This is a genomic window from Thiorhodococcus fuscus, from assembly GCF_042682685.1.
In the GTDB taxonomy this organism is placed as follows: domain Bacteria; phylum Pseudomonadota; class Gammaproteobacteria; order Chromatiales; family Chromatiaceae; genus Imhoffiella; species Imhoffiella fuscus.
This window is the reverse complement of record NZ_JBHUHX010000016.1, coordinates 344,922-370,262: the sequence shown is the minus strand read 5'-3', so window position 1 is coordinate 370,262 and position 25,341 is coordinate 344,922. Positions and strand designations below refer to the sequence as shown.

The 25,341-nt window shown below is 65.2% G+C and carries 23 protein-coding genes and 1 tRNA gene; 9 read left to right on the top strand and 15 right to left on the bottom strand.

Translation table 11 applies throughout. The features are described 5' to 3' along the window. Positions 1-44: 44 nt before the first annotated feature. Complete coding sequence (locus ACFSJC_RS09185; protein ID WP_386025910.1) at positions 45-689, bottom strand: DUF502 domain-containing protein; 645 nt, start codon at positions 687-689, stop codon at positions 45-47. Positions 690-1,255: 566 nt separating this feature from the next. On the opposite strand from ACFSJC_RS09185, the gene ACFSJC_RS09180 reads away from it, so the two are divergent. The 7 genes from ACFSJC_RS09180 (at position 1,256) to ACFSJC_RS09150 (ending at position 6,461) form a co-directional block, all read left to right on the top strand. Further along, the gene (locus tag ACFSJC_RS09180; RefSeq protein WP_386025908.1) at positions 1,256-2,716 is read left to right on the top strand and encodes a TrkH family potassium uptake protein; all 1,461 of its coding nucleotides are present in this window, start codon (positions 1,256-1,258) and stop codon (positions 2,714-2,716) included. Continuing rightward, the gene (locus ACFSJC_RS09175; protein WP_386025906.1) at positions 2,713-3,375 is read left to right on the top strand and encodes a potassium channel family protein; all 663 of its coding nucleotides are present in this window, start codon (positions 2,713-2,715) and stop codon (positions 3,373-3,375) included. The genes ACFSJC_RS09180 and ACFSJC_RS09175 overlap by 4 nt, the downstream gene beginning before the upstream one ends. A 130-nt stretch (positions 3,376-3,505) precedes the next feature. Continuing rightward, positions 3,506-3,940 (top strand): Tat pathway signal sequence domain protein, encoded by a 435-nt coding sequence (locus tag ACFSJC_RS09170; protein WP_386025904.1) that lies wholly within the window; start codon positions 3,506-3,508, stop codon positions 3,938-3,940. Positions 3,941-3,966: 26 nt separating this feature from the next. Continuing rightward, entirely contained in the window at positions 3,967-4,860 is an 894-nt protein-coding gene (locus tag ACFSJC_RS09165; protein ID WP_386025902.1) for a MotA/TolQ/ExbB proton channel family protein, read from the top strand. Next, positions 4,850-5,245, top strand: a complete 396-nt coding sequence (locus ACFSJC_RS09160) for an ExbD/TolR family protein (RefSeq protein ID WP_386025900.1) — start codon at positions 4,850-4,852, stop codon at positions 5,243-5,245. The genes ACFSJC_RS09165 and ACFSJC_RS09160 overlap by 11 nt, the downstream gene beginning before the upstream one ends. Further along, positions 5,242-5,655, top strand: coding sequence for an ExbD/TolR family protein (locus ACFSJC_RS09155; RefSeq protein ID WP_386025898.1), 414 nt, complete (start codon positions 5,242-5,244; stop codon positions 5,653-5,655). The genes ACFSJC_RS09160 and ACFSJC_RS09155 overlap by 4 nt, the downstream gene beginning before the upstream one ends. Next, complete coding sequence (locus ACFSJC_RS09150; protein WP_386025896.1) at positions 5,655-6,461, top strand: energy transducer TonB; 807 nt, start codon at positions 5,655-5,657, stop codon at positions 6,459-6,461. Before ACFSJC_RS09155 ends, ACFSJC_RS09150 begins: the two co-directional genes overlap by 1 nt. 146 nt (positions 6,462-6,607) lie before the next feature. On the opposite strand, the gene ACFSJC_RS09145 is transcribed toward ACFSJC_RS09150, so the two are convergent. The 3 genes from ACFSJC_RS09145 to ACFSJC_RS09135 all read right to left on the bottom strand — a co-directional run bounded on the left by ACFSJC_RS09145 (position 6,608) and on the right by ACFSJC_RS09135 (position 11,048). After that, positions 6,608-8,626 carry a TonB-dependent hemoglobin/transferrin/lactoferrin family receptor gene (locus ACFSJC_RS09145; protein ID WP_386025894.1) on the bottom strand — a complete coding sequence of 673 codons (2,019 nt, stop codon included), beginning with the start codon at positions 8,624-8,626 and terminating at the stop codon, positions 6,608-6,610. Between the two features lie 63 nt (positions 8,627-8,689). After that, a complete protein-coding gene (locus tag ACFSJC_RS09140; protein WP_386025892.1) occupies positions 8,690-10,144 on the bottom strand; it encodes an FMN-binding protein in 1,455 nt (484 codons plus the stop codon). Beyond that, on the bottom strand, positions 10,131-11,048 hold the full coding sequence (locus ACFSJC_RS09135) for a sirohydrochlorin chelatase (protein WP_386025890.1): 918 nt from the start codon (positions 11,046-11,048) through the stop codon (positions 10,131-10,133). The genes ACFSJC_RS09140 and ACFSJC_RS09135 overlap by 14 nt, the downstream gene beginning before the upstream one ends. A gap of 112 nt (positions 11,049-11,160) precedes the next feature. On the opposite strand from ACFSJC_RS09135, the gene ACFSJC_RS09130 reads away from it, so the two are divergent. Further along, complete coding sequence (locus tag ACFSJC_RS09130) at positions 11,161-11,826, top strand: DUF3313 domain-containing protein (RefSeq protein WP_386025937.1); 666 nt, start codon at positions 11,161-11,163, stop codon at positions 11,824-11,826. A 298-nt stretch (positions 11,827-12,124) separates the two neighbouring features. On the opposite strand, the gene ACFSJC_RS09125 is transcribed toward ACFSJC_RS09130, so the two are convergent. From ACFSJC_RS09125 to ybgC, 8 genes are all read right to left on the bottom strand, one after another. After that, positions 12,125-12,200 (bottom strand) — tRNA-Lys (locus ACFSJC_RS09125). A 103-nt stretch (positions 12,201-12,303) separates the two neighbouring features. Next, the gene (ybgF, locus tag ACFSJC_RS09120) at positions 12,304-13,188 is read right to left on the bottom strand and encodes a tol-pal system protein YbgF (RefSeq protein ID WP_386025888.1); all 885 of its coding nucleotides are present in this window, start codon (positions 13,186-13,188) and stop codon (positions 12,304-12,306) included. A 13-nt stretch (positions 13,189-13,201) separates the two neighbouring features. Continuing rightward, complete coding sequence (pal, locus tag ACFSJC_RS09115; protein ID WP_386025886.1) at positions 13,202-13,747, bottom strand: peptidoglycan-associated lipoprotein Pal; 546 nt, start codon at positions 13,745-13,747, stop codon at positions 13,202-13,204. Positions 13,748-13,759: 12 nt separating this feature from the next. After that, positions 13,760-15,070, bottom strand: coding sequence for a Tol-Pal system beta propeller repeat protein TolB (gene tolB / locus ACFSJC_RS09110; RefSeq protein ID WP_386025884.1), 1,311 nt, complete (start codon positions 15,068-15,070; stop codon positions 13,760-13,762). 16 nt (positions 15,071-15,086) lie between these two features. Beyond that, a complete protein-coding gene (tolA, locus tag ACFSJC_RS09105) occupies positions 15,087-16,355 on the bottom strand; it encodes a cell envelope integrity protein TolA (RefSeq protein WP_386025883.1) in 1,269 nt (422 codons plus the stop codon). A 1-nt stretch (position 16,356) separates the two neighbouring features. Next, entirely contained in the window at positions 16,357-16,800 is a 444-nt protein-coding gene (gene tolR, locus ACFSJC_RS09100; protein WP_007042600.1) for a protein TolR, read from the bottom strand. 19 nt (positions 16,801-16,819) lie between these two features. Continuing rightward, positions 16,820-17,494, bottom strand: a complete 675-nt coding sequence (gene tolQ / locus ACFSJC_RS09095) for a protein TolQ (protein ID WP_386025881.1) — start codon at positions 17,492-17,494, stop codon at positions 16,820-16,822. 5 nt (positions 17,495-17,499) lie between these two features. Beyond that, a complete protein-coding gene (gene ybgC / locus ACFSJC_RS09090) occupies positions 17,500-17,961 on the bottom strand; it encodes a tol-pal system-associated acyl-CoA thioesterase (RefSeq protein WP_386025879.1) in 462 nt (153 codons plus the stop codon). A gap of 160 nt (positions 17,962-18,121) precedes the next feature. Between ybgC and ACFSJC_RS09085 the strand changes: the two genes are divergently transcribed. Beyond that, on the top strand, positions 18,122-18,613 hold the full coding sequence (locus tag ACFSJC_RS09085) for a methyltransferase family protein (RefSeq protein WP_386025877.1): 492 nt from the start codon (positions 18,122-18,124) through the stop codon (positions 18,611-18,613). An 88-nt stretch (positions 18,614-18,701) separates the two neighbouring features. On the opposite strand, the gene ACFSJC_RS09080 is transcribed toward ACFSJC_RS09085, so the two are convergent. The 3 genes from ACFSJC_RS09080 to rlmB all read right to left on the bottom strand — a co-directional run bounded on the left by ACFSJC_RS09080 (position 18,702) and on the right by rlmB (position 25,340). Next, positions 18,702-20,372, bottom strand: a complete 1,671-nt coding sequence (locus tag ACFSJC_RS09080) for a putative bifunctional diguanylate cyclase/phosphodiesterase (protein ID WP_386025875.1) — start codon at positions 20,370-20,372, stop codon at positions 18,702-18,704. Positions 20,373-20,498: 126 nt separating this feature from the next. Continuing rightward, positions 20,499-24,392: a phosphoribosylformylglycinamidine synthase gene (gene purL, locus ACFSJC_RS09075; protein ID WP_386025874.1), complete on the bottom strand. Its 3,894-nt coding sequence runs from the start codon at positions 24,390-24,392 to the stop codon at positions 20,499-20,501. A gap of 201 nt (positions 24,393-24,593) precedes the next feature. Next, positions 24,594-25,340, bottom strand: coding sequence for a 23S rRNA (guanosine(2251)-2'-O)-methyltransferase RlmB (gene rlmB / locus ACFSJC_RS09070; protein WP_386025872.1), 747 nt, complete (start codon positions 25,338-25,340; stop codon positions 24,594-24,596). Position 25,341 lies beyond the last annotated feature (1 nt).

The window sequence follows — 25,341 nt, the reverse complement described above, 5'->3', positions numbered from 1 at the left end:
GTCCCGGACGGTGCCCCAACCGCTCCAGCGATCCATGGGCCGTCTCATGCCTCCTTCTCCGTCAAGCCCCGACGACCCGCATCACCCGAATCGGCGCCATTGCCGAGCGAGCCGCCGGTGAGCACCGCGCGCATCGCACGGTCGGCGCCGACATCGAGCTGGGTGATCCGGTCGCGATCCAGGTAGAGCGTGAAGCCGCCCAGCTGGTAGCTCATCGGCAAATACACGGCGACCAGGTCTCCATCGGATGCGATGCCCGGCAATCCGGCACGCTCCTGCATCACAAAACCGACCAGCCTGGCACCTTGGATATCGACGACCACAGGACGCCCCACCTCCTCGTCGCGATCGTTGGCGAGGAATCTGGATACGTCCTTGAGCCCTTGAAAGAGGCTCTTCACCAACGGAATACGATCGAGCACGCGCTCTGCGCGTTCCAGCAGCCAGCGCACCAGGAAAAGGTTGGCGAGCAGTCCGGCGACAAGCGTCAAGGCGACGCCGGCGGCGAGCCCCATGCCGGGCAGGTACCAGCCAGAGGGAATCAGGACGCGCATCAGGTCGCCCATGAAGAGTTCGACGGAGCGGCCGAGCCACACTAGGAAGGCGATGGTGATGACGAGGGGCGCGAGCAGCGCCAGCCCCTGCAAGAACCACTTTCGCAACCTTCCGAATAGGTCTTTCTGGATCATGTTTCCTCTCATCAATGCTTTGGGGTGAATCACTTGGAGCGAATCAGTCCACAGGGACGCGATCCAGACGCGTCGACCACGTCCGAACGTCGAGGGCGCCGTCCCCCGCTACTCAGGCGTTCGCTGCGGTCTACCAATGCCCATGCCCGTGCATGTGCGCGGCCATTTCACGGGGGTCGTGCATGCCGGATTTCACGCCCAAGCGGATCAGCAGCACGTTGACCGGCCAGGCCGCGATCAAGCCGCAGGCGTGCGTACTTCGGCTTAAGCACCCTGGATGCCAGGACGCCCCGAATGAGCGGCTGGAGGTCGATGCGCGCCACGAACGGTATCCCGGCAAGGGGAAGAGAGGCCGGATAGGACCAGCGACCGCGCCGCCGATCGGGGCATTACAACCGCTCCAGGTTCAATTGCACCGCCAGACCAGGCTCGGAGAGTCGATCTCAACCGCTTCAGGCAACGGCAGGCTATTTGCTGTGAGACGCAGAGGACTGTCATCGGTCCGATCGATCGCATCACCACACCCGAGGCCGAATGAGTCAATTCGAATAGATGAGTCAATCCGAATGAGCCAAACCGCCGCTTACCTCATGCACGCCGTGCGCCCGCCGATCCTGCTCGGCCTGATCGGACGTCTGCTGATGACACTGGCGGCGCTCGGAATCGCTCCGGTGCTGGTGGCACTCTTCAACGATCATTCCCCATTGATGTGGCGTCTGGCCGCGACGAGCGCCCTCTTGGGCGTCGTCGGTTGGCCGCTCGCAAGGCTGCACCGAGGAGTGGACATTCAATGGAACGAGGCACTCACCATGACCGGGCTGGCCTTCGTCCTGGCGCCGCTGGTGATGGTTTGGCCGCTCGTCGGCATCGGCATCGCACCGGTCGATGCCTGGTTCGAGAGCGTATCGGGCGTGACCACGACCGGCCTCACCACCCTGCGAGGCATGGCGGAACGACCGACCGATTTCCTGTTTCTCAGGGCCTGGATGCAATGGTATGGCGGTCTCGGCATTGCCGCGTTCACGGTGGTGCTGATCATGCGCCACCACGCCGGCGCACGGCGTCTGCTGGAGACCACCGGCGAATCGCTCACCGAAGCGGGGGCCCGAGAGCATGCGCGGGGCGTCTTCCTAGTCTATGCGGCACTCACGCTGATCGCAGTCGCTGCGGCCTGGGCGAGCGGGCTCGCCCCCTTCTCCGCGCTGGTCCACGGACTCGCGGCGGTGGCTACAGGCGGATTCGGGACGACCGACCAGAACATCGCGCCGCTACCCCCGGCGGCGGTCGCGGTGCTCAGTCTCGTCTGCGTCGTCGCCGCCATCAGTCTGCCGCTCTATGCCCGGCTGCCGCGACATGGCCCGCGCGCCCTGTTCGGCGAACCGGAGGTGCGCGCACTCGTCATCGCGATTCTGATCACCTCCGCCCTGCTCGCGGCGATCACCGCGACGCATAGCGATCTTGCCTGGCGACCCGCCGTCGCCGACGCCTTGGTGCTCGGCGTCTCGGCGCAGACCGATACCGGATTCAGCACCACCGACGTGGCCGCCCTGCCCCCAGCGGCCCAATTGGTGCTGATGGTCTCGATGGCGATCGGTGGCTGCACCGGCTCGACTGCGGGCGGCATCAAATTGATCCGGCTACTGATTCTGATCCGGTTGATCCAGGTCGCACTGCAACGCACCGCCACCTCGGAGCGGGCGGTTCTGGATGTGCGCATCGGCGGCGACCGGGTCGAGCCCGACATGATCGCCAGCGCCCTGCAACTGCTCGGTCTCTGGGCGTTGGTCCTGCTACTGTCCTGGCTGATCTTCCTGGTACAGGGTCAACCACCCATGGCCAGCCTCTTCGAGGTGGTCTCGGCCACATCCAACGCCGGCCTCTCTGCCGGACTCACCGGACCTGACATGGCCCCATTGCTGAAACTCGTACTGACGGCCGACATGCTGTTCGGCCGCGTCGAGATCCTGGCCCTGCTGGTCGTGTTCTATCCCCCCACCTGGATCGGAAGGAGGCGCGCATCCCCATGAGAACGGCATTCATCGGCACCAGCTCACTGACCCTGTCGACCGCCGAGACGCTGCTCGAAGCCGGACACGAGGTCATCATCATCGAGCGCGACCGCGATCGTATCGAGACCCTCTCGGATCAGCTCGACGCCGGCTTCATCTATGGCGACGGCACCTCGCCGGATGTACTGAGCGATGCCGAGCCCGAGAACACCGAGGTACTCTTCTGCCTGGACGAGAGCGACCAGACCAACATCCTGGCGAGCCTGATCGGACGCTCCCTGGGTTTCAAACGCGTCGTGACGCGTGTCAACAATCCCCAGTTCCAGCGCATCTGTCACGAACTCGGCCTTGAGGACAGCGTGATGCCCAACCGCGCGGTGGCCTCGCATCTGATGGGACTGCTGAGCGGGCAGAAATCGCTGGAACTCTCGTCGCTGATCCGAGGTGACGCCGCAGTGTTCGACTTCATCGTCGGCGACGCCGACGCCGGCCACATCGACGAGCTGGAGTTGCCGGACCGCTGCCGCATCATCTGTCTCTATCGAGACGAAACCTTTCTGCTGCCCGAGAAAACGTCCAAATTGAAGTCCGGGGACGAGGTCATCCTGATCGCTCACCAGAACACCCTCGACAGCCTCCGCGAGCGCTGGCCTGCAGAGACCGAAGAACGTCCTTGAGAAAACCCCGAAAACCGAGGTAGCGCAAAGGTCTCCGCAAGCTCGCGCATTGCCGGAGCCGGATACCTGGTTTATCATAAAAAATGAGAATGACTATCGATATCACTCAAGAAACAGACGCATCCAACTTATGACATCGACACCCCAGAGCCCGCGCGCCCACGCGCTCGCCGCCCTCCTCTGCTGCGCCCTACCCTTCGGGGCTTCGGCCGCAGAGGGGGCGCTGAAGGTCGAGCTCAACAAGCTCGAAGCGCACGAGAACGCCTGCGTGACCTACCTGGTATTCGGCAACCAGACCTCGACCGACTTCACCAGCCTGCAACTCGAACTGGTGCTGTTCGACGATCAGGGCTTCATCCTGCAACGGCTCGCACTCGAAGCCGCTCCGATCGCCGCAGGCAAGACCAGCGTCAAATTATTCGAAGTTCCGAAGACCGGCTGCGAACAACTCGGGCGCATCCTCATCAACGATGTCGGCGCCTGCGCCGACACGGCGGGCACACGCACCGATTGTCTGCAACGCATCGAGCCCACCTCACGAATCACCACCCAGCTCTTCAAGTGAGCACACTGCGCGAAGGACAGGACACCATGACCGCATCCGCGACCGGCATCACCGAGATGCCCACCACCGACATCGGCGCCACCGCTCCAGCCCAGCAGGCAGCAGCGGCCATCGCCCCCACGGCAGCCGATCCGACACCATCGACCCTGGACGACGGCACCGGGCTCTGGGGTACGGCACTGGACCTGTTCCAGGACAGATTCGCCGTCTTCAGCGACGTCGGCGGCCCGGTGCTGATGATCCTGGCACTGTTCTCGGTGGTCGCTGCGGCCATCGTACTGGTCAAGCTGTGGCAGTTCGCGCGGCTGCGCATTGACGCCCGCACCCCGGTCGACGAGGCTCTGCGGCTGTGGAGCCGGGGCGATATCCACGGCGCCCTGCACCGGCTCGAGGAGCGTCCCCAGCCGGTGGCCCGAGTGGTCCATCTTGCCCTGACGGGACTGCGCCACCCCGGACTCGACCCAGCGATCCTGCGCGAGGAGGTCGCCCGCGTCGCGACCCTCCAGCTCGAACAGTTGCGCAGCCACCTGCGCGCACTCGAGATCATCGCCACGCTCAGCCCGCTGCTGGGACTGCTGGGAACGGTGCTCGGCATGATCGAGGCGTTCCGCCAGCTCGAACAGGCAGGCACGCAGGTCGATCCATCGATCCTCTCCGGCGGCATCTGGCAGGCGCTGCTGACCACCGCCGCCGGACTCAGTCTGGCGATCCCGGTGGTGCTGGCGCACACCTGGCTCGAACGCCGCGTCGAACGCTGCAGTCACCGCATGGAGGACGCCGTCACACGGGTCTTCACCCGCGACCTCGCCGGGGCCGAGACCGAACCGCTGAACCGCAAATCAGAATCTGGATCTGGATCCGAATCGGCAGCCGCACCCAGGGCCCCGTCATTCGCCACCGAGGTCGGCTATGCATCTTGACGTCGTCCGCCGCGTGCGGCGCAACCCCATCTCACTAACCCCATTGATCGACGTGGTGTTCATCCTGCTGCTGTTCTTCATGCTCGCCTCGCACTTCGACCAGTGGCGCGCGCTCGCGCTCGATGCGCGCGGTGCCGAGGTCGGCGTAGCAGGCGCCGATGCGCGCGTGGCCATGCTGCTGCGGCTGCACGCCGACGCCCGACTCGACCTCAACGGCGAACCGCTCGCCGCCGACCAGATCGCGCCACGCATCGCCGCAGCGCTGGCACGCACCGCCGAGCTCACTGTGGTGATCCAGTCCGCCCCCGAAGTCGGGCTCCAAACCATCATCTCCACCATCGACCGACTGGTCGCAGCAGGCGTCCCGGAGGTGCGGCTGCAATGAAATTCGTCCACCGCTCCGAACGCACCGGCAACGACGAACAGCTGATCCCGCTGATCAACGTCATCTTCCTGATGCTGATCTTCTTCATGCTGTCCGGACGCATCGCCCCCAGCGATCCCTTCGAGATCGAACCGCCGGTCTCCACCGAGGCCCCTCAGGCGCAGGCACCGGAACCGCGCCAGCGCACCCTGCTGATCGGCGCCGACGGCGCGCGCGCGCTCGACGGCGAGGCGCTCGACGCGCAGCGACTGCGAGAACGGCTCGCGGCCTGGCGCCAAGACGATCCCGAGCGCGAACTGCGCATCAAGGCCGATGCCGGACTCACCGCCCGCCAATTCCAGGAAACCCTGGTGCTGCTGCGCGGACTCGGCATCGAACGCATCACCCTGCTAGCGACCCCCGCGAACTGATGGAGATCCGATCCAGACACTGGCTGGCGGCGGCAGCACTGGCGCTACTGCTGCACGGCTCATTGCTGATGGCGCTAACCGCATCGGCTCTACCCGAACCGGTGCCCGCCATCCCCTACGAAATCGAACTGGGCGGATCGTCGGGATCCGCAGCCGGCCCTACGGTCGCCAGCGCTGCCGCGCCCGCCCCCATGCTGGCCTCGCCTCCGGCGCCAACGCCATTGACCCCGGTCGCACCGCCCGAACTGGTGCAGATGCGTGAACTCGCGCCGAAGCCGAAGCCGAAGCCCGAACCAAAGCCAAAGCCCAAGCCCAAGAAGACCCCGAAACCGCCCGCGCAGTACCCGACCCGGTCGCCAGCCAAGCCCACACCCGAAACTCCGTCCGCGCGTCATCGTGCCCCGGGTGGCACCGGCAGCGGCCAGGGCAACGCACACGGCAAAGGCAGCAGCAAAAGCAGCGGCAGTGGCCATGGCGGCGGAGGCGGAGGCGGAGGCGGAGGCGGAGGCGGCACGATCAGCCGCAGCAACTACTACGGCCAACTCGCCCACTGGCTCGATCGTCACAAGCGTTACCCGCGTCAGGCGCGGCGAATGCGCCAGCAAGGCCGGGTCACGGTCGCCTTCGTCATCGACCGCCAGGGACGGCTACTCTCGCACCGGATCGTCTCCAGCTCCGGTCATCCGTTGATCGACGCCGAGGTGAGCGCACTGCTCCAGCGCGCCAGCCCGATGCCCGCCCCCCCGGCAGAGATCACCCGCAACCGGCTCAGCGTTCAGGTGCCGATCGATTTCTCGCTACGTTAGGGATACCTCGACGCTGATCGAACATGCTCGCACCGCAGTGCGAACCAACCCGCAGCCGACCAGACCCCGTAGCAAGCGATCTCCAGCCCGCCCTTTCCCTCCCGACCCGCCGCGATCCCGGTCGCGATGGAGCGGGAGAGGCCACATCAGAACCTGTAACTCACCGTCGCCTTGAGGTTACGCCCCGGCCCCTTGAGCCCGGAGAGATACGGCAGATAGTCCTCGTCGAACAGGTTGTCGATGCCAAAGTCGAGAGTGAGATCGCGGTACGGGTGCCAGCTCAGCCACAGGTCGTGGAGATCGTAACCGTCGGCAGGCGTACCATCGGCCGGCACACGGTCCTGCTCGGCGACGAAACGCCCGCGCCAACCCAGTTCGACCTGCTGCTCGGGCAGCCGCAGCCCGGCTTCGAGCTGCCAGGTATCGGGCTGCACGCTCGCAAGCGGCTCGCCGGTCGACGTGTCCTCGCCCCGGGTCTCGGCATAGAAGGCACTGGCGAACCAGCGTCCGGCATCGTAGCCGGCCTCCAGCTCGAAGCCTTCGAGCTTGGCCGAGGCGACGTTGCGGAATGAACTCACCCCGCCCGGCCCCGGATTCCCCGGAACCGGCCGGAAGGTGAAGTTCACGATCTGATCGATGAAGTCGTCGACATCGTTACGGAAGAAGCGTGCCTGGAAGCGGGCGCGGTCACCGGAGGCGAACAGATCCTCCTGGTGCAACCGCAAACCGACCTCCTTGTTGTGCGCCTTCTCGGGTTCGAGATCCGGGTTGGGAACGAACAGGTTGCGGCAACCCGGCCCACAGCTGAAGTGGGTGCCGGAGACGTACAGTTCGGTGACGTCGGGCGCGCGGAAGGCCTCGTTGTAGCTCGCCTGCAGCGACAGCCAGTCGGTCACCGCCACGTCGGCCCCGAGCTTGGCCGAGAAGGCGCTGTCGTCGTGCTCGTCCATCGTCGGATCGTCGCTCTCGCGAGTGTAGCGGTCCCAGCGCACCCCGGGGATCAGGGTCCAGCGGCTGCCGATCATGATCTCGTCCTGGACATAGAACCCGAGCACCTCGCCCTCGCCGTCCGGATAGCTAGGACGCGGCGCGCCGTTGCGTCTGGCCTCGACGGTGTCACGGTGCCATTCGACCCCATAGCTCAGCACCTGGGCGAACCGATCTCCGCCGTCCAGACGCATGTGGTTGCGCAGGTCGACCCCGAAGGTCTCGATCCGGGTCTCGTCGCTACGCCCGTCGTAAAGGCGACGCTCGTCGATGTCCGTGAGGTTGCGATAGAGCATCAACGCAGGGTTGAACCAGGGCTGGTCGGGCGCCTCGTGACGATAGCGCAGCGCAAGGTTTTGCTGCTGGATGTCACGATCAACCAAGTCTTCGTCGGTGGCGGCGATCTGTGCGTTGGACGGCACCTCGCCGGAGAGTTTGCCGCCCATCAGCGAAACGCCGAAGTGATTGACGCCATCCGGGGTCCAGTTGAGTTTGCCGAGCCCCGAGAAGCGCTCGTATGCGGAGTGATCGAGGTCGGTGCCGTCACCGAGCGCGACGTCCCCGGCATCGCGATAGGCGAGGTTGAACAGATAGTCGAGCCCGCCTCCGGTGGCTCCATAGAGCGCGGCAGAGCCGAGCCATTCCTCGTTGACGTCCTGATAACCGGTCTTGAGCAGTCCGCCGACGGCTTGTCCCGGACGCAGCAAATCGGCCGCATCACGCGTCTGCAACGCGATCACGCCACCGAGCGCACCGCTGCCCCAGAGCGCCGAGGCGGGTCCACGCAACACGTCCAAACGTTCGAGCAACTCGGGTTCGACGAACACTCGGGCACTGTGGGAGCGAGAGAAACTCTGACGCACCCCGTCGATCAGATACAGGATCCGCGTATCATCGATGCCGCGAATGGTGATCTGCTGCCCGTCGGGGCGCGGACCGCCGCCGACTGCGACGTTGGGCAGGGTTTCGAGCACCTTACCGATCGTGCTCGGCTGGTCACGGTCGAGCTGCGCTCGATCGACCACGCTGACCGCGTCGGGCAAGGTGTCGACCGCACGTTCGGTGCCGGTGGCGACCACCGAGATGGCGGGTAGAGCGGTATCGGCGCCCAGCGGCTGAGACAACGCGACCAGCGCGCAGCAACCGGACAGCCCCGGAAGCAATGCGGATTGGGACATGATGGATCACCTCATTTCTAATGAGGACGCGACTGGCGAGGGCTGGCGAGCGTCGGGGTTGGTTCAGGAAGTTTTGAGCGTGCGGAGCGGAGGCTGGGGTTCCGCAACGCGCACTGAAGTCCGGCGCGACGCCGGGCGAACTGCACGGGCGACCAGATCGAGCACGGCTCCGGTCGGACAGAGCAGCCGGCACCACACCATCGGCACCCAGGCCGAGAGCCGCAGGACCAGAAAGAGCGCGACCAGGAACCAGATCGAGCCGATATCCAGTCCGAACAGCTCGGGGAACAGCTCGAAGCCGCTCCAGCGCTCGACGCCATAGGCCACGCCGCCGATCAACACCAGCGCCAGCACCAGTCGCAGCCGAGACATGAGGCGGTTGCCGAGCGGCCAGTGCCGCCAGCGCGAGCCCCGGTCGAGACGGGCGACCAATCGCTGCGCCTGGCCGAAGGGACAGAGGTGACGGCAATAGGTGTTGTCGTCCCAGATCGCACCGAGCAGCACCAGCACGCCATAGCAGGCCACCAGCGCCGAGACAGAGACACCGAGCAACGGGTGCAGCAGGTTGAGATAGGTGAAGCTGAGGTTGAACAGAAAACCGAGCGTCAGCAGACTGCCGACCCCGAGCAGGGTCAGTCCGAAGCGATCCAGACGCCAGCGCCGCTGCCAGACCAGCGCGAACAGCGCCACGATCAGTGCGAGCTGCCACTTCCAGCGCTCGGAGAGCGGGGCCTCAAGCGCGAAACCCTGGGCCGAGCGTTCAAGGTAAGCGTCGAGCGCCGGCCCGGCGCTGGCGACCAGTTCGTCGAGTGCCCGCGCCAGCGCCTGTGAGGTCAGGGTCGCACCGCTCACCGCATCGATCCGCTGCAGTTCGGGCGCCAGCTCGACGGCGCGCGCCCGCTCATAGAAGCCTGCTGTCGCGACCCGCCGCAGATAGCTCGGGGTCTCGCGCGACTCCAGGTGCACCAGTTGGCGCACCTGGCCATCGGCATCGAAATAGACGCCGATGCGCAGCGGTCCGGCGAACCCCCGCACCCGGCTGTCGTGCCCGAGGTTGTCGAGATACAGCCCGCAGAAGCGTCCGGCCCGATCACGCCGCTCGACGATCGGCAGCGTCTCGGTGGCCTGCGCCATCGCGCCACAGCCGTCCGGGTCGCCGGCCTCGGCCCGCGCGGCCAGTTCGGCGAGCACCTCGTCCGGGCGGCGTTGCACCGTATCATCTCCGCCGACCAGACCGAACGAACTCAGTTCCTGCGGTTCGGCGGCGCCGAGCAACGCATAGCCGTGTCCCTCAGTGGAGACGCTGTCGGCCATCACGCCGAACCCCGTCGTCACCCCGGACACCTCACTCGCCTGACCGATCAGCCGTGGCACCGAATGCGCTGGATCGATGGGATCGATACGAAAGCCGGGCCCGGTCCCGAGCGGCTCGCTACGTGCCCACAGCACGGCCACGATCGCGGCGAGCAGCAGGGTCGCGACGATCCGGCGTCGACCGAGTCGCTCAAGCTCCACCATCGAGGGTCTTCCTCACGATCTCGACCACCCAGTCGTTGAGTCCCGGATCGGGCAGGATGGCGTCGCCGGCATAGAGCACCCGACTGGAATCCGGGCTCTGCTCGACCGCAGCGCCGATGATGTCGCCCTGAAAGGCCGGATCGACCGCCACCAGCACCGGCAGCACCGCCGCCCGGTCCTCAAGGTCCAGCACCTGCTGAATGGCGCGCAGGGTCGGCTCGGGCGAGTAGTCGACCAGATGTCCGCACCAGGCATAGGCGACGGTGTCGATCCCGGCCTTGAGCTTGAGATAGCGACCGATGTCGCCGACCAGAGCCTCCCATTGCTGGTTGTAGCGGGCGTCGCCATAGGCGACCAGCACCACGCCGGTATCGGCGGTCTCACCGGCCAGCTCCTGCGATCGGCGCAGCAGGTTCTTCTTGAGCAGCGAAGAGAAGTCGAGCATCGGGGTCAGAGTTACCCGCGCCTTGGGGCGATAGAGCTCGACCTTTTCTTCGGCGAGCTTGGCCATCACCCTGGGGTCGGCCTTCATGCCGAGGATGGTCGGGATGTCGTCGAGCGAGTGCGAGCTGACGGTGAGGAACAGCGGCACCACGATCACCTCGTCGAACCCGGCTTCGTCGAAGGCGCGCATCTGAGTGCTGATCGAGGGTTCGGTGTACTCCATGAAGGCGGTGCGCACCTCGGCGATCCGTCCGTCGGCCGTGACGCGATCGCGCACCGAGTGCTCGACATCGATCAGCATGTCGCGCCAGCCCTTGGAGTGCGAGCCGTGATTGACCAGCAGCACACCGATTTTGGCCGTCTGGCCGTCCTCCTCCGAGATCGACTCGCCGCACCCGCTCAGCAGCAGCGGCAACAGCACCAGAGCGCCGAGCACCCTATTCAGCAATCGCTTATTCATAACAGTGGATCGACTCCTCAATCGATGTTCGTTCCCGATCACGCCACCATGCGTGGGGCAAAAGCCGGATGGATCAGGCTGCGGATAATATTGATTTCGAGAATCATTATCAATTGATACTTGTCAATGCCTCACCCGCTCGCGGCTCGACCGGGCTCAGGCCACAAGCGCCCTATCTGGCGCGCCAGGTCTCGGCGCATTCGATCGGATCTGCTGTCCGGGGTACGGATACGCCGAGCCGTGCAGTGGCTGGAAGCTCGAACCGCTCAGGCTCTATCCGGAACCGAGACCGACAGAGCAGGTGAGCCGCGAGGAGCTGAAGAGGATCCTGGCCTATGCGAACCAGGCGCTGAAGCGCAAGCTGACCAAGCGTTTCATCCTGGTGAAACGACCCCAGCCCGGCGCCGTGCGTCTGCGCGCGGCCATCAGCGGCGTCGCCGCCCAGGGCGAGGGGCTCGCCCCCTATCAGTACGTTCCCATCGCGCTCGCCGCCACCATGGCCAAGCGGGCCGTCGCCGGCACCCTGCAGCGTGCCTTCATCGTCGGCGAAAGCGAGCTGCTGGACGGCGTCTCGGGAGAGCTGCTAGCGCAGCAGGTGAAGGTCGGCTCAGGTGCCGGAGCCAAGCTCGAGAAGATCGCCGGCAAAGACCGAATCACCCTGGAGACGCTCAAACCGTTGCTGGACGAACTCGCCGCCGCCGCGCTCCCGAACCTGGAGCAGGTCGTTCGGCCAAGGGCAGGACAGCCGCCCGCATCCCGACCGTCCCTGAAGACATAGGCAATGGCATAGCCAACGCCGATGTTCTCGAGCACCTGGGAGTGAGTGCAACCCTCGGGCACGGCGGGGAGGGCGATGTAGCGCGCACCGTCCGCAGCGAAGGCGGTGAAATGGGCGGCAATCCTTCGAGATGATCCGCAAATACGCCCGTCCATCTCGCACCAGAACATCTGGCGAAACATGCGGCACGGATCGAGACGAGCGCGCGACCAGTTGACGCGAATCTGGCACGGCCGGACGGCGGGCAAAATAAAGGCGGTTAGACTGATGCCTAACCGCCTAATATTTCAAAATTATTTGGTGCGCCCTGTGCGACTCGAACGCACGACCACCTGATTAAAAGTCAGATGCTCTACCAACTGAGCTAAGGGCGCTAAAGAGCGAGGTATTATAGAGGGATGACGGACAATTTCAACCCCGCCCTCACGCGCCATTCAAACATCCGGCACACCGTCCCGGACAAATGCACATTCGGACTCAGGGCTTCGACTGCCCGATGCGTTCGAGGCGACCCTTGGCCAGCCGGGCCTCGGTGCTGTTGGGATAGGTCGCGATGACACGTTCGAGCGAAACCTTCGCCTGGTCCAAATCCTTCTGATCGTATTGGATGAAGCCGATCTTGAGCATGGCCCCCGGGGCCTTCGGGCTCTGTGGATTGAGCTGCAACAATCGCTCGAACTCGGAGAGCGCGGCCGAGAGGTTGCGTTGGACGTAGTAGGTCTCGGCCAGCCAGTAACGGGCGTTGTCCGAGAACTGGCCCTGCGGATAGCGGCGCAACAGGTCGTTGAAGGCCGTGATCGCCTCGTCGTATTTGCGCTCCTTGAGCAGTTCGAACGCTTCGGTATAGGCGTCGCGCTCGTTGCCTCCGACGGTCTCTGGCGACGGTAGGGAAGGAATCCCCACCGGACCGGACATCTCGGTCGGCCCCGCTGCTCCGGACTGGGGCGGCGTAGTACCCGGAGCCGCCCCCGGCAAACCGCCGCCACTGGCATCGATCACCCCGGAAGGCAGGGTCGGTGTGGCGTTGCCAACCGTCGCGGACAGGTTCGGCCGAGTGACGCTGTCGCCACCATTGACCGAACTGAGCCGTGAATCGATGTCCAGATACTGATCGCGCTGTTGCCGCTTGAGTTTGTCGAGTTCGAGCTTCTGGGATTCGAGCATCCCGCGCAATTCCTGCATCTCGGTCTGTAGCTGCTGCATCTGCATCAGCAACTCCGAGCCGCTCTGGTTTTCGAGAATGCGCTCGAGCCGTCCGACACGTCCTTCGATGTTGGTATAGTCGGCAGCCCCGACCCCGACCGAGAGGCAACTCAAGAGGACGGCCAAGAGGAGGCGTGAATGATGCGCTGACTGATTCATGTCGCCAATCTCCTCAATACTGAATGATGACGCGCCGATTCTGGCGCCATGCCGTTTCGCTGTGCCCACCGTCGGCCGGACGCTCCTCGCCGTAACTCAGAGTCGTCATCTGGCCCGGAAGCACGCCCTCGGCCAACATGAAGCGACGCACCGTTTCGGCGCGCTGGTCGCCGAGCGCAAGGTTGTATTCCCGGGTTCCGCGTTCGTCGGTATTCCCCTCCAGGGTCACCTTCACGCCGGTGTTGCTACCCAGATAACGCGCATGGGTCCGCATCAGATCGAGGTACTGCGGCTTGATCTCGGCGCTGTCGTAATCGAAATAGATGGTCCGGTTATAGAGCGGACTGGAAGGATCCTCCCAAGGCCCGGCATAGACCGGCCGGGTCGATTCGACCGGCGCGGTGGTGGTCTCCCGAGAACTCGGGACGGTCTGAGGAACGCTCCTGGACACACTGGAGTCATCGGATTTCGGCGTGGTCGAACACCCGGACAGACCCAGCATGAGCGACAGAATCGTCGACACGAACAGTGCCTTGCTTGAGAGAGAGAGGACGCGCATGTTGCGGGCTCCTTACTTCATGAAGGGGGACCAGGCCGGCTCGCGAACCTGGCCGGAATCCTGGGAGAGACGCTGATTGCCGCCGCCGTCCACGGAGGCGGCGGCGAGAACGCCACGACCGCCGTAGATGGTCGCGTAGATGACCATGGAACCGTTCGGAGCGAAGCTCGGCGATTCATCCAGATCTCCGGCACTCACCAGGCGCGTAATGCCTCGGTCGAGATCCAGGACCCCGATCCGAAAGCTGCCGTTGATGCGCGTCACCATGGCGATCGAGCGTCCGTCAGGTGAATAGGAGGCGCGACCATTGTAGTCACCATCGATGCTGATGCGCTCGGCCGGACCGCCGGTCGCGGACATCCGATAGATCTGCGGACTGCCTCCACGGTCGGAGGTGAAGATGATGGAGCGCCCATCCGGGGACCAGGCGGGCTCGGTGTCGATGGCATAGTGATCGGTCAGCCGTATCAGCTCGCGGCTGAGCAGGTTCAGGCTGTAGATCTCCGGATTGCCGTCCTTCGAAAGGGTCATGGCGAGCCGCAGACCGTCGGGCGAGAAGGCGGGCGAGCCGTTGATGCCCGGATAGCTGGCGACCAGGTCGCGTCGCCCGCTGGAGAGTTCCTGCACATAGATGGCCGCGCGGCGGTTCTCGAACGAGACATAGGCGATCCGCCGCCCGTCCGGGGACCAGGCCGGAGACATGATGGGCTCGCCGGAGGAGACGATGGTCTGGGGGGCGTACCCGTCCGCATCCGCGACCTTGAGGGTCACGGTCTGGGAGTCGCCGCTACCGCTCGATGTGACATAGGCGATACGGGTCGCCGCGACCCCCGCCTGTCCCGTGAGCTTCTCGTAGATGATATCGGCGATCAGATGCGCCGTATGGCGCATCCCGGCCTTGGAGGAGATGAGGCTGGTGCTCGCCAGTTCATTGCCGCGAAAGACGTCGTAGAGGCTGAAGCTGACACGGTATCCGGTGCCCTCGGCCTCGACCCGGCCGATGACCAGGTTGTTCATGCCGAGCAGGCTCCATTCGCGCAGGTCGACCGCGTCGCGCGTGCTGGGCATGTCGAGCATGTCGCGGGTCGGCATGGGCTTGAAGCGACCGGTGCGTGCCAGATCGGCACTGACGATGGCGGCGACGTCCGCCGAGGGAATCAGTCCCTCGGACACGCCGAAGGGCACCACGGCGATCGGCTGCGCGGCCTCGACCCCGCCGGTGATCTGGATGTTGAGTCGGGGTGCCGCCAAGACAGCGCCGCTACCGGCCAGGTTCAGCGTACAGAGTGTCAGGATGAGCAGCAGATGCTGGAATCGGCTCATGGTGCGAGATCCCCATTCAAGGGCTAAAGGTGAAATTGAACTCCCGAAAAGACTCGAAAGCGGGTCCGGAGGGCACCTGCAAGGGCGAGGCGCTGTAGACGGCCGCGATCACGGACTGATCGTAGGCCACATTGCCGCTGCTACTGACCACACGCACGCTGCCCGGCACCACATCGCCGCCCGGGATCAGGCGGACCGACACGGTCGTGGAGAGATCCTTGTCGACGGTCGACGGACGCACCCAGAAGGACCGGACACGGTCGCGAATCACGGGCACGTAACGATCGACCTCTTGCGACAGACGCTCCGACTCCAACGCCGACTGCAGCTCCTCTTCCAGGGCGCGCTGGGCCTCTGCGGCCGAGCGTTGCGATTCCGCCGCCTGCTGCTTACGCCGCTGGGCCTCTTCCTCGGCCAGACGACGTTCTTCTTGCTCGGCGAGACGGGCGGCCTCCTCGGCAATCTGACGTTGGCGCTCCGCCTCGGCGGCCTTGCGCTGCGCCGCCTCCTCGGCCGCGCGACGCTCCATCTCCTGACGGATCCGCTCACGCTCGGACGCCATGCGCTTGGCCTCCTCTTCCGCCCGGAGACGTTCCGCCTCCGCCTGACGACGGGCCTCCTCGGCGGCGCGCTGCTCCTCGGCCTGCTGGCGTGCGAGCTGCTCGGCCTGCTGGCGCGCCGCCTCCTCGGCCGCGCGCTGGGCCTGTTCGGCACGCCGACGCGCCTCTTCGGCAAGACGTTGCTCCTCCGCCTGTCGCCGAGCGGCCTCCTGGGCCTGTCGGCGCGCCTCGGCCTCCGCCGCCAATCGCGCGGCCTCGGCTTGGCGCTGGGCCTCCTGCTCGGCGCGACGGCGTTCGGCTTCTGCCTTGGCCTGGGCGGCCTCTTCGGCGAGACGTTGCTGCTCGGCCTCGCGCTGCGCCTTCAATTCGGCCTGGCGGCGTGACTCTGCAGCCAAACGCTCGGCCTCGGCTTTGGCCTTGGCTTGAGCCTCATCGGCAAGCCGCTGTCGTTCGGCTTCCGCCGCCTGGCGTGCCCGCGCCTCCGCCTCCGAATCGACCGACGCAGCATCCTTTCCAGACGCGGCCTGACCGGCATCGAGCGTATCGGCCATGGCCTCGATCGCACGCTCGGAGACGATCGTCGCCTTCACGACCCGGGCCTTGCTGGCGGGATCCAATGTCGGGCGATCCAAATGCGCCCCCAACAGCATCAGGAGCGCGAAGAAGAGATGCAGCCCCAACGACCAATAGAGGGCCTGGGGGTTGCGCCGCAGGATCTGCCACATGTTAGGGCTCGCGACGCTCCGGCGGGGCCGTGATCAGACCGACCTCGGCCGCGCCGGCGGACTGGGCGATGACCATGGCGCGCACCACCTTGCCGTAATCGACGCGATTGTCAGCACGCACCAGGATGGGTGTCTCGGGCTTGTAGCCGAGAACAACGCGGATACGGTCGTAGAGGATCTGCTCACTCGCCGGCTGATGCTTGTCCTTACCGACATCGATGTAATAGTCCCCGAACTCGTCCACGGTGATGACCACCGAGTCGAGCGTCGGACTCTCGATGCCGCCCGCCTTCTCTTGCGGCAGACTGACCTTGACTCCGGTGGTGATGAGCGGTGCCGTCACCATGAAGATGATCAACAGCACCAGCATCACGTCGATGTAGGGCACCACGTTGATCTCGGCCATGAGCCGACGGCGGTTACGGCTGCGCGTGTGCTTGATCATGGCGTCGCGTCCCCGGCGTTCAGTCGCGGCCCTGGCGTTGGAGCAGGGTCGAGAATTCCTCCATGAACTCCTCGTAGCGGTTGTTGAGCCGCTCGACCTGATTGGCGAAGCGGTTGTAGGCGATGACCGCAGGAATGGCGGCGAAGAGACCGATCGCGGTCGCGATCAGCGCCTCGGAGATTCCGGGCGCGACCAGGGCCAGGGTCGCCTGTTCGACGTTGCCCAACGCATGGAACGACTGCATGATCCCCCAGACGGTCCCGAACAGACCCACATAGGGGCTGGTTGATCCCACGGTGGCGAGAAAGGCGAGATTGGTCTCCAGGCGATCCATGTCACGGCTCAGCACGACGCGCATGGAACGATCGGCACCCTGGAGCACCGCCATCATGTCGTTGCCCTCGATCTTGCGCAGACGCACATATTCCTTGAATCCGGCCCTGAAGATGGCGGCCAGACCCTGATTGCCCTTCTCGTCCTGGCTCAGTTCCTTGTAGAGCGCGGTCAGGTCGCCGCCGGACCAGAAGCGGTCCTCGAAGGCGTCGGCGGCCTTGCGCGCCTTGGCGAGCACACGGGCGCGATCGAGGATCATGGTCCAGGACATCACGGACGCGACCAAAAGCACCAGCAGCACCATCTGGACGACGAAGCTGGCATGAAGAACCAGATCCAGCAAGGACAGATCGGAAGCCATCGCAATTACTCCGAGGGGTCAGGCACAGCGCGCCCGATGCTCGACTGAATCGCCGAAACCAACTCGGACGGCAGACGACGAGGCCGCTTGGTGGCTGCATCCAGGCAGACGACGTTCACCTCGCCCCGGCAGCAGACCTTACCGTCCGCAGGTCGCAGGATGCTCTGCTCGAACTCCATACTGGCACCACCGAGCTGCTTGACTGCGGATCGGACCAGCAGAAGCTCGTTGAAGAGCGCCGAGTTCAGATAATCCAAACTGACTCGGCGCACGGCGAAGACGATACCCTCAGCGTCACGCAAAACGTCCTGTTCATAACCGATCGCACGCAACCACTCGGTTCGCCCTCGCTCCATGAAGCGCAGATAATTCGCATAGAAGACCACCCCAGCCGCATCCGTATCCTCGTAATAGACACGCACCGGCCAGTCGAAGGTCACGCCGGAAAGTTCGCTCGAATTCGCCATGGTATCCGTTGGGAGAAAGACCCCGCCTAAAAAGCCGATGAGTGTATCGGAAACCCAGGGCTACGGCATCCTGTCATAACGACCGGACGCTCAGCACACCTGGACGTCTCGCGACCTCAGGTGAACGCAGCCTGAACTATCACGCATCAAGGAAACCTCAATGTCATTTCTTTCCTTCTTCAAAGGTCAACGCGGCGAGTACCTCGTCGTACTCCAGTTCGTTCTCTTTTTCGCATTCATCCTGACGCCGACCTGGAATCCGCTCGCGACTCCCGGGCTGCTCGAAACCTTGGCGTCGGCACGTTGGACGGCGCTCGCCCTGTTCGGTTCAGTGGGGCTCGTGCTCGGCGGGCTGGGCTCGATGCATATCAAGGAGTATCTCACGCCCCTTCCCTACCCGGTCGATCACAACCAGCTGGTCCAACATGGCGTCTACGCCTGGGTGCGGCACCCGCTCTATTCCAGTCAGCTCTTCGCCGCACTGGGATGGACGCTCTTCACCCTCAGCCTCACCCACTTGGCGCTGCTCGCGATCGGCTTCCTCTTCTTCGATTACAAGGCGCGCAAGGAGGAAAGCTGGCTGACCGAGCGCCACCCGGACTACCAGGACTATGCCCGGCGCGTGAGCAAGTTCATTCCCTGGATCTATTGAAGACGGAGCGGGCAGCTATCGGCCCCCGGACACCCGCTTTCAGCTGATCGGGCCGCGCCGATGATGACAGACGCGGATCTCCGGACGACTACGACGCCCGGAGATCCGCTTCCGAGAGGGAATCGCGGCTGGCCTTCCAAAGCCCGCTCTGCTGCCAGGCCAGAATCTCGTTCAAGGGACGCGGCTTCGAGAAGTAGTAGCCCTGAGCGGTGTCGCAGCCGATCGAGCGCAGAATGCGAAGCGACTCGGCATCCTCCACACCCTCGGCCGTCACCTTGAGACCCAGGTTGTGGCCCAACTCGACGGTTGCACGGACGATAACCCCATCGCTCTCGCTGCGCGGCATGTCCATCACGAAGGATTTGTCGATCTTGAGTTCCGACACCGGCAGCTTCTTGAGATAGGCGAGCGACGAATAGCCGGTGCCGAAATCGTCGATCGAGAAGTGGAACCCCATGCTGTGGATACGTTCGAGGACGTTTAGAACGCGCACCGGATCCGCCATGATGCTGCTCTCGGTGATCTCCAACATGACCCAGTCAGGCTGGATGCCGGTGCGGGCCATCATCCCCGCGACGAGATCGGGGAACTCGGGGTCGTGCAGGTCGCGGGCGGATAGATTGATGGAGACGGTCCAGTCGAACCCGAGCCGATGCAGTCCGGCACAATCGTTGAAGGCATGCTCCAGGACCCAGAGGGTCAGCGGGCGAATCATGCGCGTGCGCTCGGCCAGACCGACGAACTCTTCCGGCGGAATGAAACCATCGCGACCGTGGTACCAACGGATCAGCGCCTCCGAGCCAATGACCCGACCGCTGGCGATGTCGATCTTGGGCTGGTGATAGAGCATGAACTGACCACGGTCGATCGCTTGGCGCAGTTCGCCCATCAGCGTCAGCCGCCTGGGGCTCTCGTCGTCCTGTGTCGGCGAATAGATGGCGAAGCCATTGTAGGCACGGCTGCCCATGTAGGTCGCCACCCCCGCCCGTTGCAGCAGGAGATCCTGATCCTCGCCATGTTCGGGAACGATCACGATCCCGATGCTCGTATGCATGCTGATCTTGATATCGCCGGCCTGGAAGGGCGGATCCATCGCCTTTTGCAGTCCGTGCGCCGCCTTCTCGGCCGAGTCGTGATCGACCACATCTTGGATCATGAGTCCGAAGACGTGACTCTCCAGGCGCGCCAGACTGTCCTGGGGCTTGATCCAGCCGGTCAAACGCGTGGCGATCTGTCTGAGCAACAGGTCGCTCGATGCCGCCCCCAAGGTATCCTGAACGTCGTTGAGATTTTCGATCGCCAGAAACAGGACGCCGAAACGTGCCCCCTGGTCTGGACACACCCTGATCGCACGGTCGATGCGATCCGAGAAGAGCGCCCGATTGGGCAGCTCGGTGACATGATCGTGCGTGGCGGCGAAGGTGGCCTGCTTCTGCAGGTCGTCCGCCCGGTCACGCAGTTCGCGCGTCTGCTTACGCACCAGGGAGTTCGCCTCCCGCGCGAGCGTAAAGGTGACATATTGCCCGACGTAGGCGAAGACGAAGGGCATCAGATCCAGCACCCAGAGCGCGAAATTGGTGCGCTGGGCATTGATCAAGCCCTCAAGGCTAATGCCGCGCTCGGACACATAGCAGACCGCGAGCGTCGCCAGAATGACAGCGACAATCGCGATCAGGATGCCCTGCAGAGAGGCCCGACTCGCCCGCTCGTGCAGGACGCGCAGATTGATGCGTGTGTCTTGGATCGGGCTTGCGTCCATATCTATCGTTCCTTGAGCTCCTGTTTACTGCACAGTCTCAAGAAGCCCCGCCACCGTCTGCGATTCAGATCACGAGATTGGAACGGCCCTCGGAGGCGAAGGCAATCCAAGGGCCGTTCTCTACCGTCAATCCACCCAGACGCGCGCATTGCGGAAGAGCCGCATCCAAGGCCCGTCCTGCCCCCAATCATCCGGATGCCAGGAGTTCTGAACCGCGCGGAAGACACGCTCCGGATGCGGCATCATGATGGTGACCCGACCGTCCAGCGTCGTGAGTCCGGCGATGCCCTCGGGCGAGCCGTTTGGATTGGCCGGATAGCGCTCGGCGACCCGCCCGTCGTTCTCGACATAGCGCGCTGCCATCCCTGAACGGGCTGCGGCCAGGTGCGCGGCATCGCGGAACTCGGCCCGGCCCTCGCCGTGCGCCACGGCGATCGGCATGCGCGATCCGGCCATGCCGGCGAGCAGCACCGACGGGGTCTCGGTGACCTCCAGCATCAGGGTGCGCGCCTCGAACTGCTCCGAGCGGTTGCGCACGAAACGCGGCCAATGCTCGGCCCCCGGAATCAGCTCGCTCAGATTCGAGAGCATCTGACAGCCGTTGCAGATGCCGAGCCCGAAGGTGTCCGAACGCTCGAAGAACGACTGGAACTGATCGCGCGCACGCGGATTGAAGAGGATGGTCTTGGCCCAGCCCTCGCCGGCCCCCAGCACGTCGCCGTAGGAGAAGCCACCGCAGGCCACGAGCCCGCGGAAGCGCTCCAGATCGATGCGTCCGGCGATGACGTCCGAGAGATGGACGTCGACGCACTCGAAGCCGGCCACGTGGAAGGCCGCGGCCATCTCGATCTGACCGTTGACGCCCTGCTCGCGCAGGATGGCGATCGGCGGACGTGCCCCGCGCTCGATGAAGGGCGCGGCGATGTCGTGGTCCGGATCGAAGGTGAGGCTGGCGTGCAGCCCCGGATCCGCCTCGGCGATCCGCGCGAAGGACTCCTCGGCGCACTCGGGATTGTCGCGCAGCGATTGCATCCGGTAGCTGGTCTCGGACCAGGCCCGCTGCAGGTCGACCCGCTCGGCCTCGAAGAGCACGCGGCAGCGGCGGCAGACGCGCACCGTGTCGCTGTCGTCGATCATGCCGATCACCGGGCTGAACTCGGCCAGACCGTAATAGTCCAGGATCTGCAGCACGGCATCGGTTTCCGAATGACGGACCTGGATGACCGCGCCCAGCTCCTCGCTGAACAGGGATGCGACGTCGTCGGCACCGACCGCCGACAGGTCCACGTCGATGCCGCAGCGCCCGGCGAAGGCCATCTCGCAGAGGGTCGCGATGAGACCGCCGTCGGAGCGGTCGTGATAGGCCAGGATCATCTCCTCGCCGCGCAGTTCGCGGATCGCGGCGAAGAAGCGCTTGAGCAGATCCGCGTCCTCGATATCCGGCCCCTCCTCGCCCAGCGCGCCGTAGACCTGGGCGAGACAGGAGGCGCCGAGGCGGTTGCGGCCCTGCCCCAGGTCGATGAGGATCAGATCCGTATCGCCCTGATCGGTGCGCAGCTGGGGCGTGAGGGTACGGCGCACGTCGTCGACGGGCGCGAAGGCGGAGACGATCAGGGACAGGGGCGCGGTCATCTCGCGGCGCCCGCCCTCGGCGTCCTGCCACACCGTCTTCATGCTCATGGAGTCCTTGCCGACCGGGATGGCGATGCCGAGCTCGGCACAGAGTTCCATGCCGACCGCACGCACCGTGTCGTAGAGCCGGGCGTCCTCGCCGGCATGTCCGGCGGCCGCCATCCAGTTGGCCGAGAGCTTGATGTCGCCCAGCGCCTCGATCGAGGCTGCGGCGATGTTGGTCAGCGCCTCGCCGACCGCCATGCGCCCGGACGCCGGGGCGTCGAGCAGGGCCAGCGGGGTACGCTCGCCCATCGCCATGGCCTCGCCGCAGTAGCCGCGATAGTCGCTGAGGGTCACGGCGCAGTCGGCCACCGGGATCTGCCAGGGACCGACCATCTGGTCGCGCGCCACCTGGCCCGTGATGCTGCGGTCGCCGATGGTGATGAGGAAGCTCTTGTCAGCCACCGTGGGCAGACGCAGCACCCGGAACACCGCCTCGCGCAGATCCAGGTCCTGGGTCGCGAAGGGCGCGGCCGGCGGAGCGACCCGAGCCACGTCGCGCTGCATCTTGGGCGGCTTGCCGAACAGCAGGGGCAGCGGCATGTCGATCGGACGGTCGTCCAGCAGACGGTCGCCGAGAGTCAGGTGCTCCTCCTCGGTCGCCTCGCCGACCACGGCATAGGGACAGCGCTCGCGCTCGCAGATCGCCTTGAAGGTCTCCAGACGCTCGGCGGCGACCGCCAGCACATAGCGTTCCTGGGACTCGTTGCACCAGATCTCCATCGGCGACATGCCCGGATCGTCGTTCGGGATCTCGCGCAGCTCGAAACGCCCGCCGCGCTCGCCGTCGTGGACCAGCTCGGGCAGCGCGTTCGAGAGACCGCCGGCACCGACGTCGTGGATAAAGAGGATGGGGTTCTCCTCGCCGCGCGACCAGCAGCGGTCGATGACCTCCTGACAGCGGCGCTGCATCTCGGGGTTGGCGCGCTGCACCGAGGCGAAGTCCAGGTCCTCGGCCGAGGCGCCCGAGGCCATGCTGGAGGCCGCCCCGCCGCCGAGACCGATCAGCATCGCCGGACCGCCCAGCACGATCAGTGGCGTGCCCGGCGGGAAGGCGTCCTTGGCGACGTGCTCGGCGCGGATGTTGCCCATGCCGCCGGCGAGCATGATCGGCTTGTGATAGCCGCGCAGCTCGGTCGCGCCGTCCGAGGTGGGAATCTCCTGCTCGTAGGTGCGGAAATAGCCCGTCAGATTGGGGCGCCCGAACTCGTTGTTGAAGGCCGCCGCGCCGATCGGACCCTCGAGCATGATGTCGAGTGCCGAGACGATGCGCCCCGGCTTACCGAAATCGCGTTCCCAAGGCTGCTCGAAGCCGGGGATGCGCAGGTTGGAGACCGAGAAGCCGCACAGACCCGCCTTGGGCTTGGCGCCCCGGCCGGTCGCGCCCTCGTCGCGGATCTCGCCACCCGAGCCTGTCGCCGCGCCCGGATCCGGGGCGATGGCGGTCGGATGGTTGTGGGTCTCGACCTTCATGAGGAGATGGATCTCCTCCTCGGACTCGCAGTAGATCCCGGTCTGGGGACAGGGCATGAAACGGCGCCCGTCCCAGCCCTCGATGACGGCCGCGTTGTCCTTGTAGGCCGAAAGCACCCCCTCGGGCGAGGTGTCCGTGGTGTGGCGGATCATCTTGAACAGCGAGCGCTCCTGGGCCTCGCCGTCGATGATCCAGTCGGCGTTGAAGATTTTGTGCCGGCAATGCTCGGAGTTCGCCTGGGCGAACATCATCAGTTCGACGTCGGTCGGATTGCGTCCGAGCGACTGGAAGCTCTCGGTCAGATAATCGATCTCGTCGTCGGACAGGGCTAGACCCAGTTCGCCGTTGGCGGCGACCAGGGCCGGACGGCCGAGCCCCAGGACGTCGACCCGTTGGGCCGGTCTCGGATCCGCGCCGTCGAAGAGACGATGCGCCGCGTCCATCTCGAACAGGGCTACCTGGGTCATGCGGTCGTGGAGAATCGCCGCCGCTTTGAGCAGCGCGTCCTCGGCAATCGTCCCCGTCTCGGATGCGAGGTAATAGGCGGTTCCGCGCTCCAGACGCTGGATCTGGGTCAGACCGCAGTTATGGGCGATGTCCGTGGCCTTGGACGACCAGGGCGAGATGGTGCCGGGCCTGGGTACGACCAGCACCAGCGCTCCTTCCGGCGCATGCGCCGGAAGGCTCGGCCCATAGCGCAGAAGACGCTCCAAGACGGACCGGCCGCTCGCGTCCAGATCGCCCGAAAGCTGGGCGAAATGCACGAGCTCGGCATAGAGTTGAATCGGCGTTCCGGTTTGCTCGCCGAGACGATCGGCAAGCTTGCGCAGACGGAACTCGGAGATGGCTGGGGCGCCACGGAGAACCAGCATCGGCGATTGCTCTAAGTGCTTGGAGTTGTCGGACATCATAACGTGACTCAGCGGGGGTGACGAACCCGCCATGCAGCGGTGCCCGGAATCGCCCCGAGTTGAGGTTTAGGAAAAGCTCCCGAAGGCAGACCCCCGCTCCAAAACACCGAACGAAACGGGGTTCACTCGACTGGGCGCGGGGGCGAACACCTCGGAAGGCGTCTAGGCGTGTCGGCGCTGTCTCAGCGCCTCGTAGAGACAGATGCCGGTCGCGACCGAAACATTGAGACTCTCGACGCAACCATGCATGGGGAGTCGAACCAGTGTGTCGCAGCGCTCCCGGGTCAGACGACGCATCCCGGTCCCTTCGCTACCCATCACCAGACCCAACGGCCCGACCAGATCGGCGGCATAGAGATCGGTGGACGCCTCGCCGGCGGTGCCGGTCAGCCAGATACCGCGCGACTTGAGCGTGTCCATGGTGCGTGCCAGATTGGTCACCTGATAGTAGGGCATGGTCTCGGCGGCACCGCTCGCGACCTTGCATACCACCGGCGTCAGCCCGACCGCGTTGTCCTTGGGCGCAATGACGGCATGGGCACCGACCGCCTCGGCGGTACGCAGACAGGCACCGAGGTTGTGCGGATCCTGAACCTCGTCGAGCAGCAGCAGGAAAGGCGGCCCCTCGATCCGATCCAGATGCGCGCTCAGATCCTGCTCGGTGAGCGACACGGGCACCCGCACCCAGGCGACCGCACCCTGATGCTTGGCGCCGGAGACGGCCTTATCCAGGTCGTCCCGATCCATGAGGCGGACCTTGACACCGCCCTCGCGCGCCAGATCGGCCAGCTCACCCAAGCGACGGTCGCGACGGGTACGTTCCAACCAGAGTTCGCCCACGCCCTCGGATCCAAACTTGAGCGCGCTGCGAACGCTGTGAATGCCAGCAACGGAAGAATGATCCTTCATT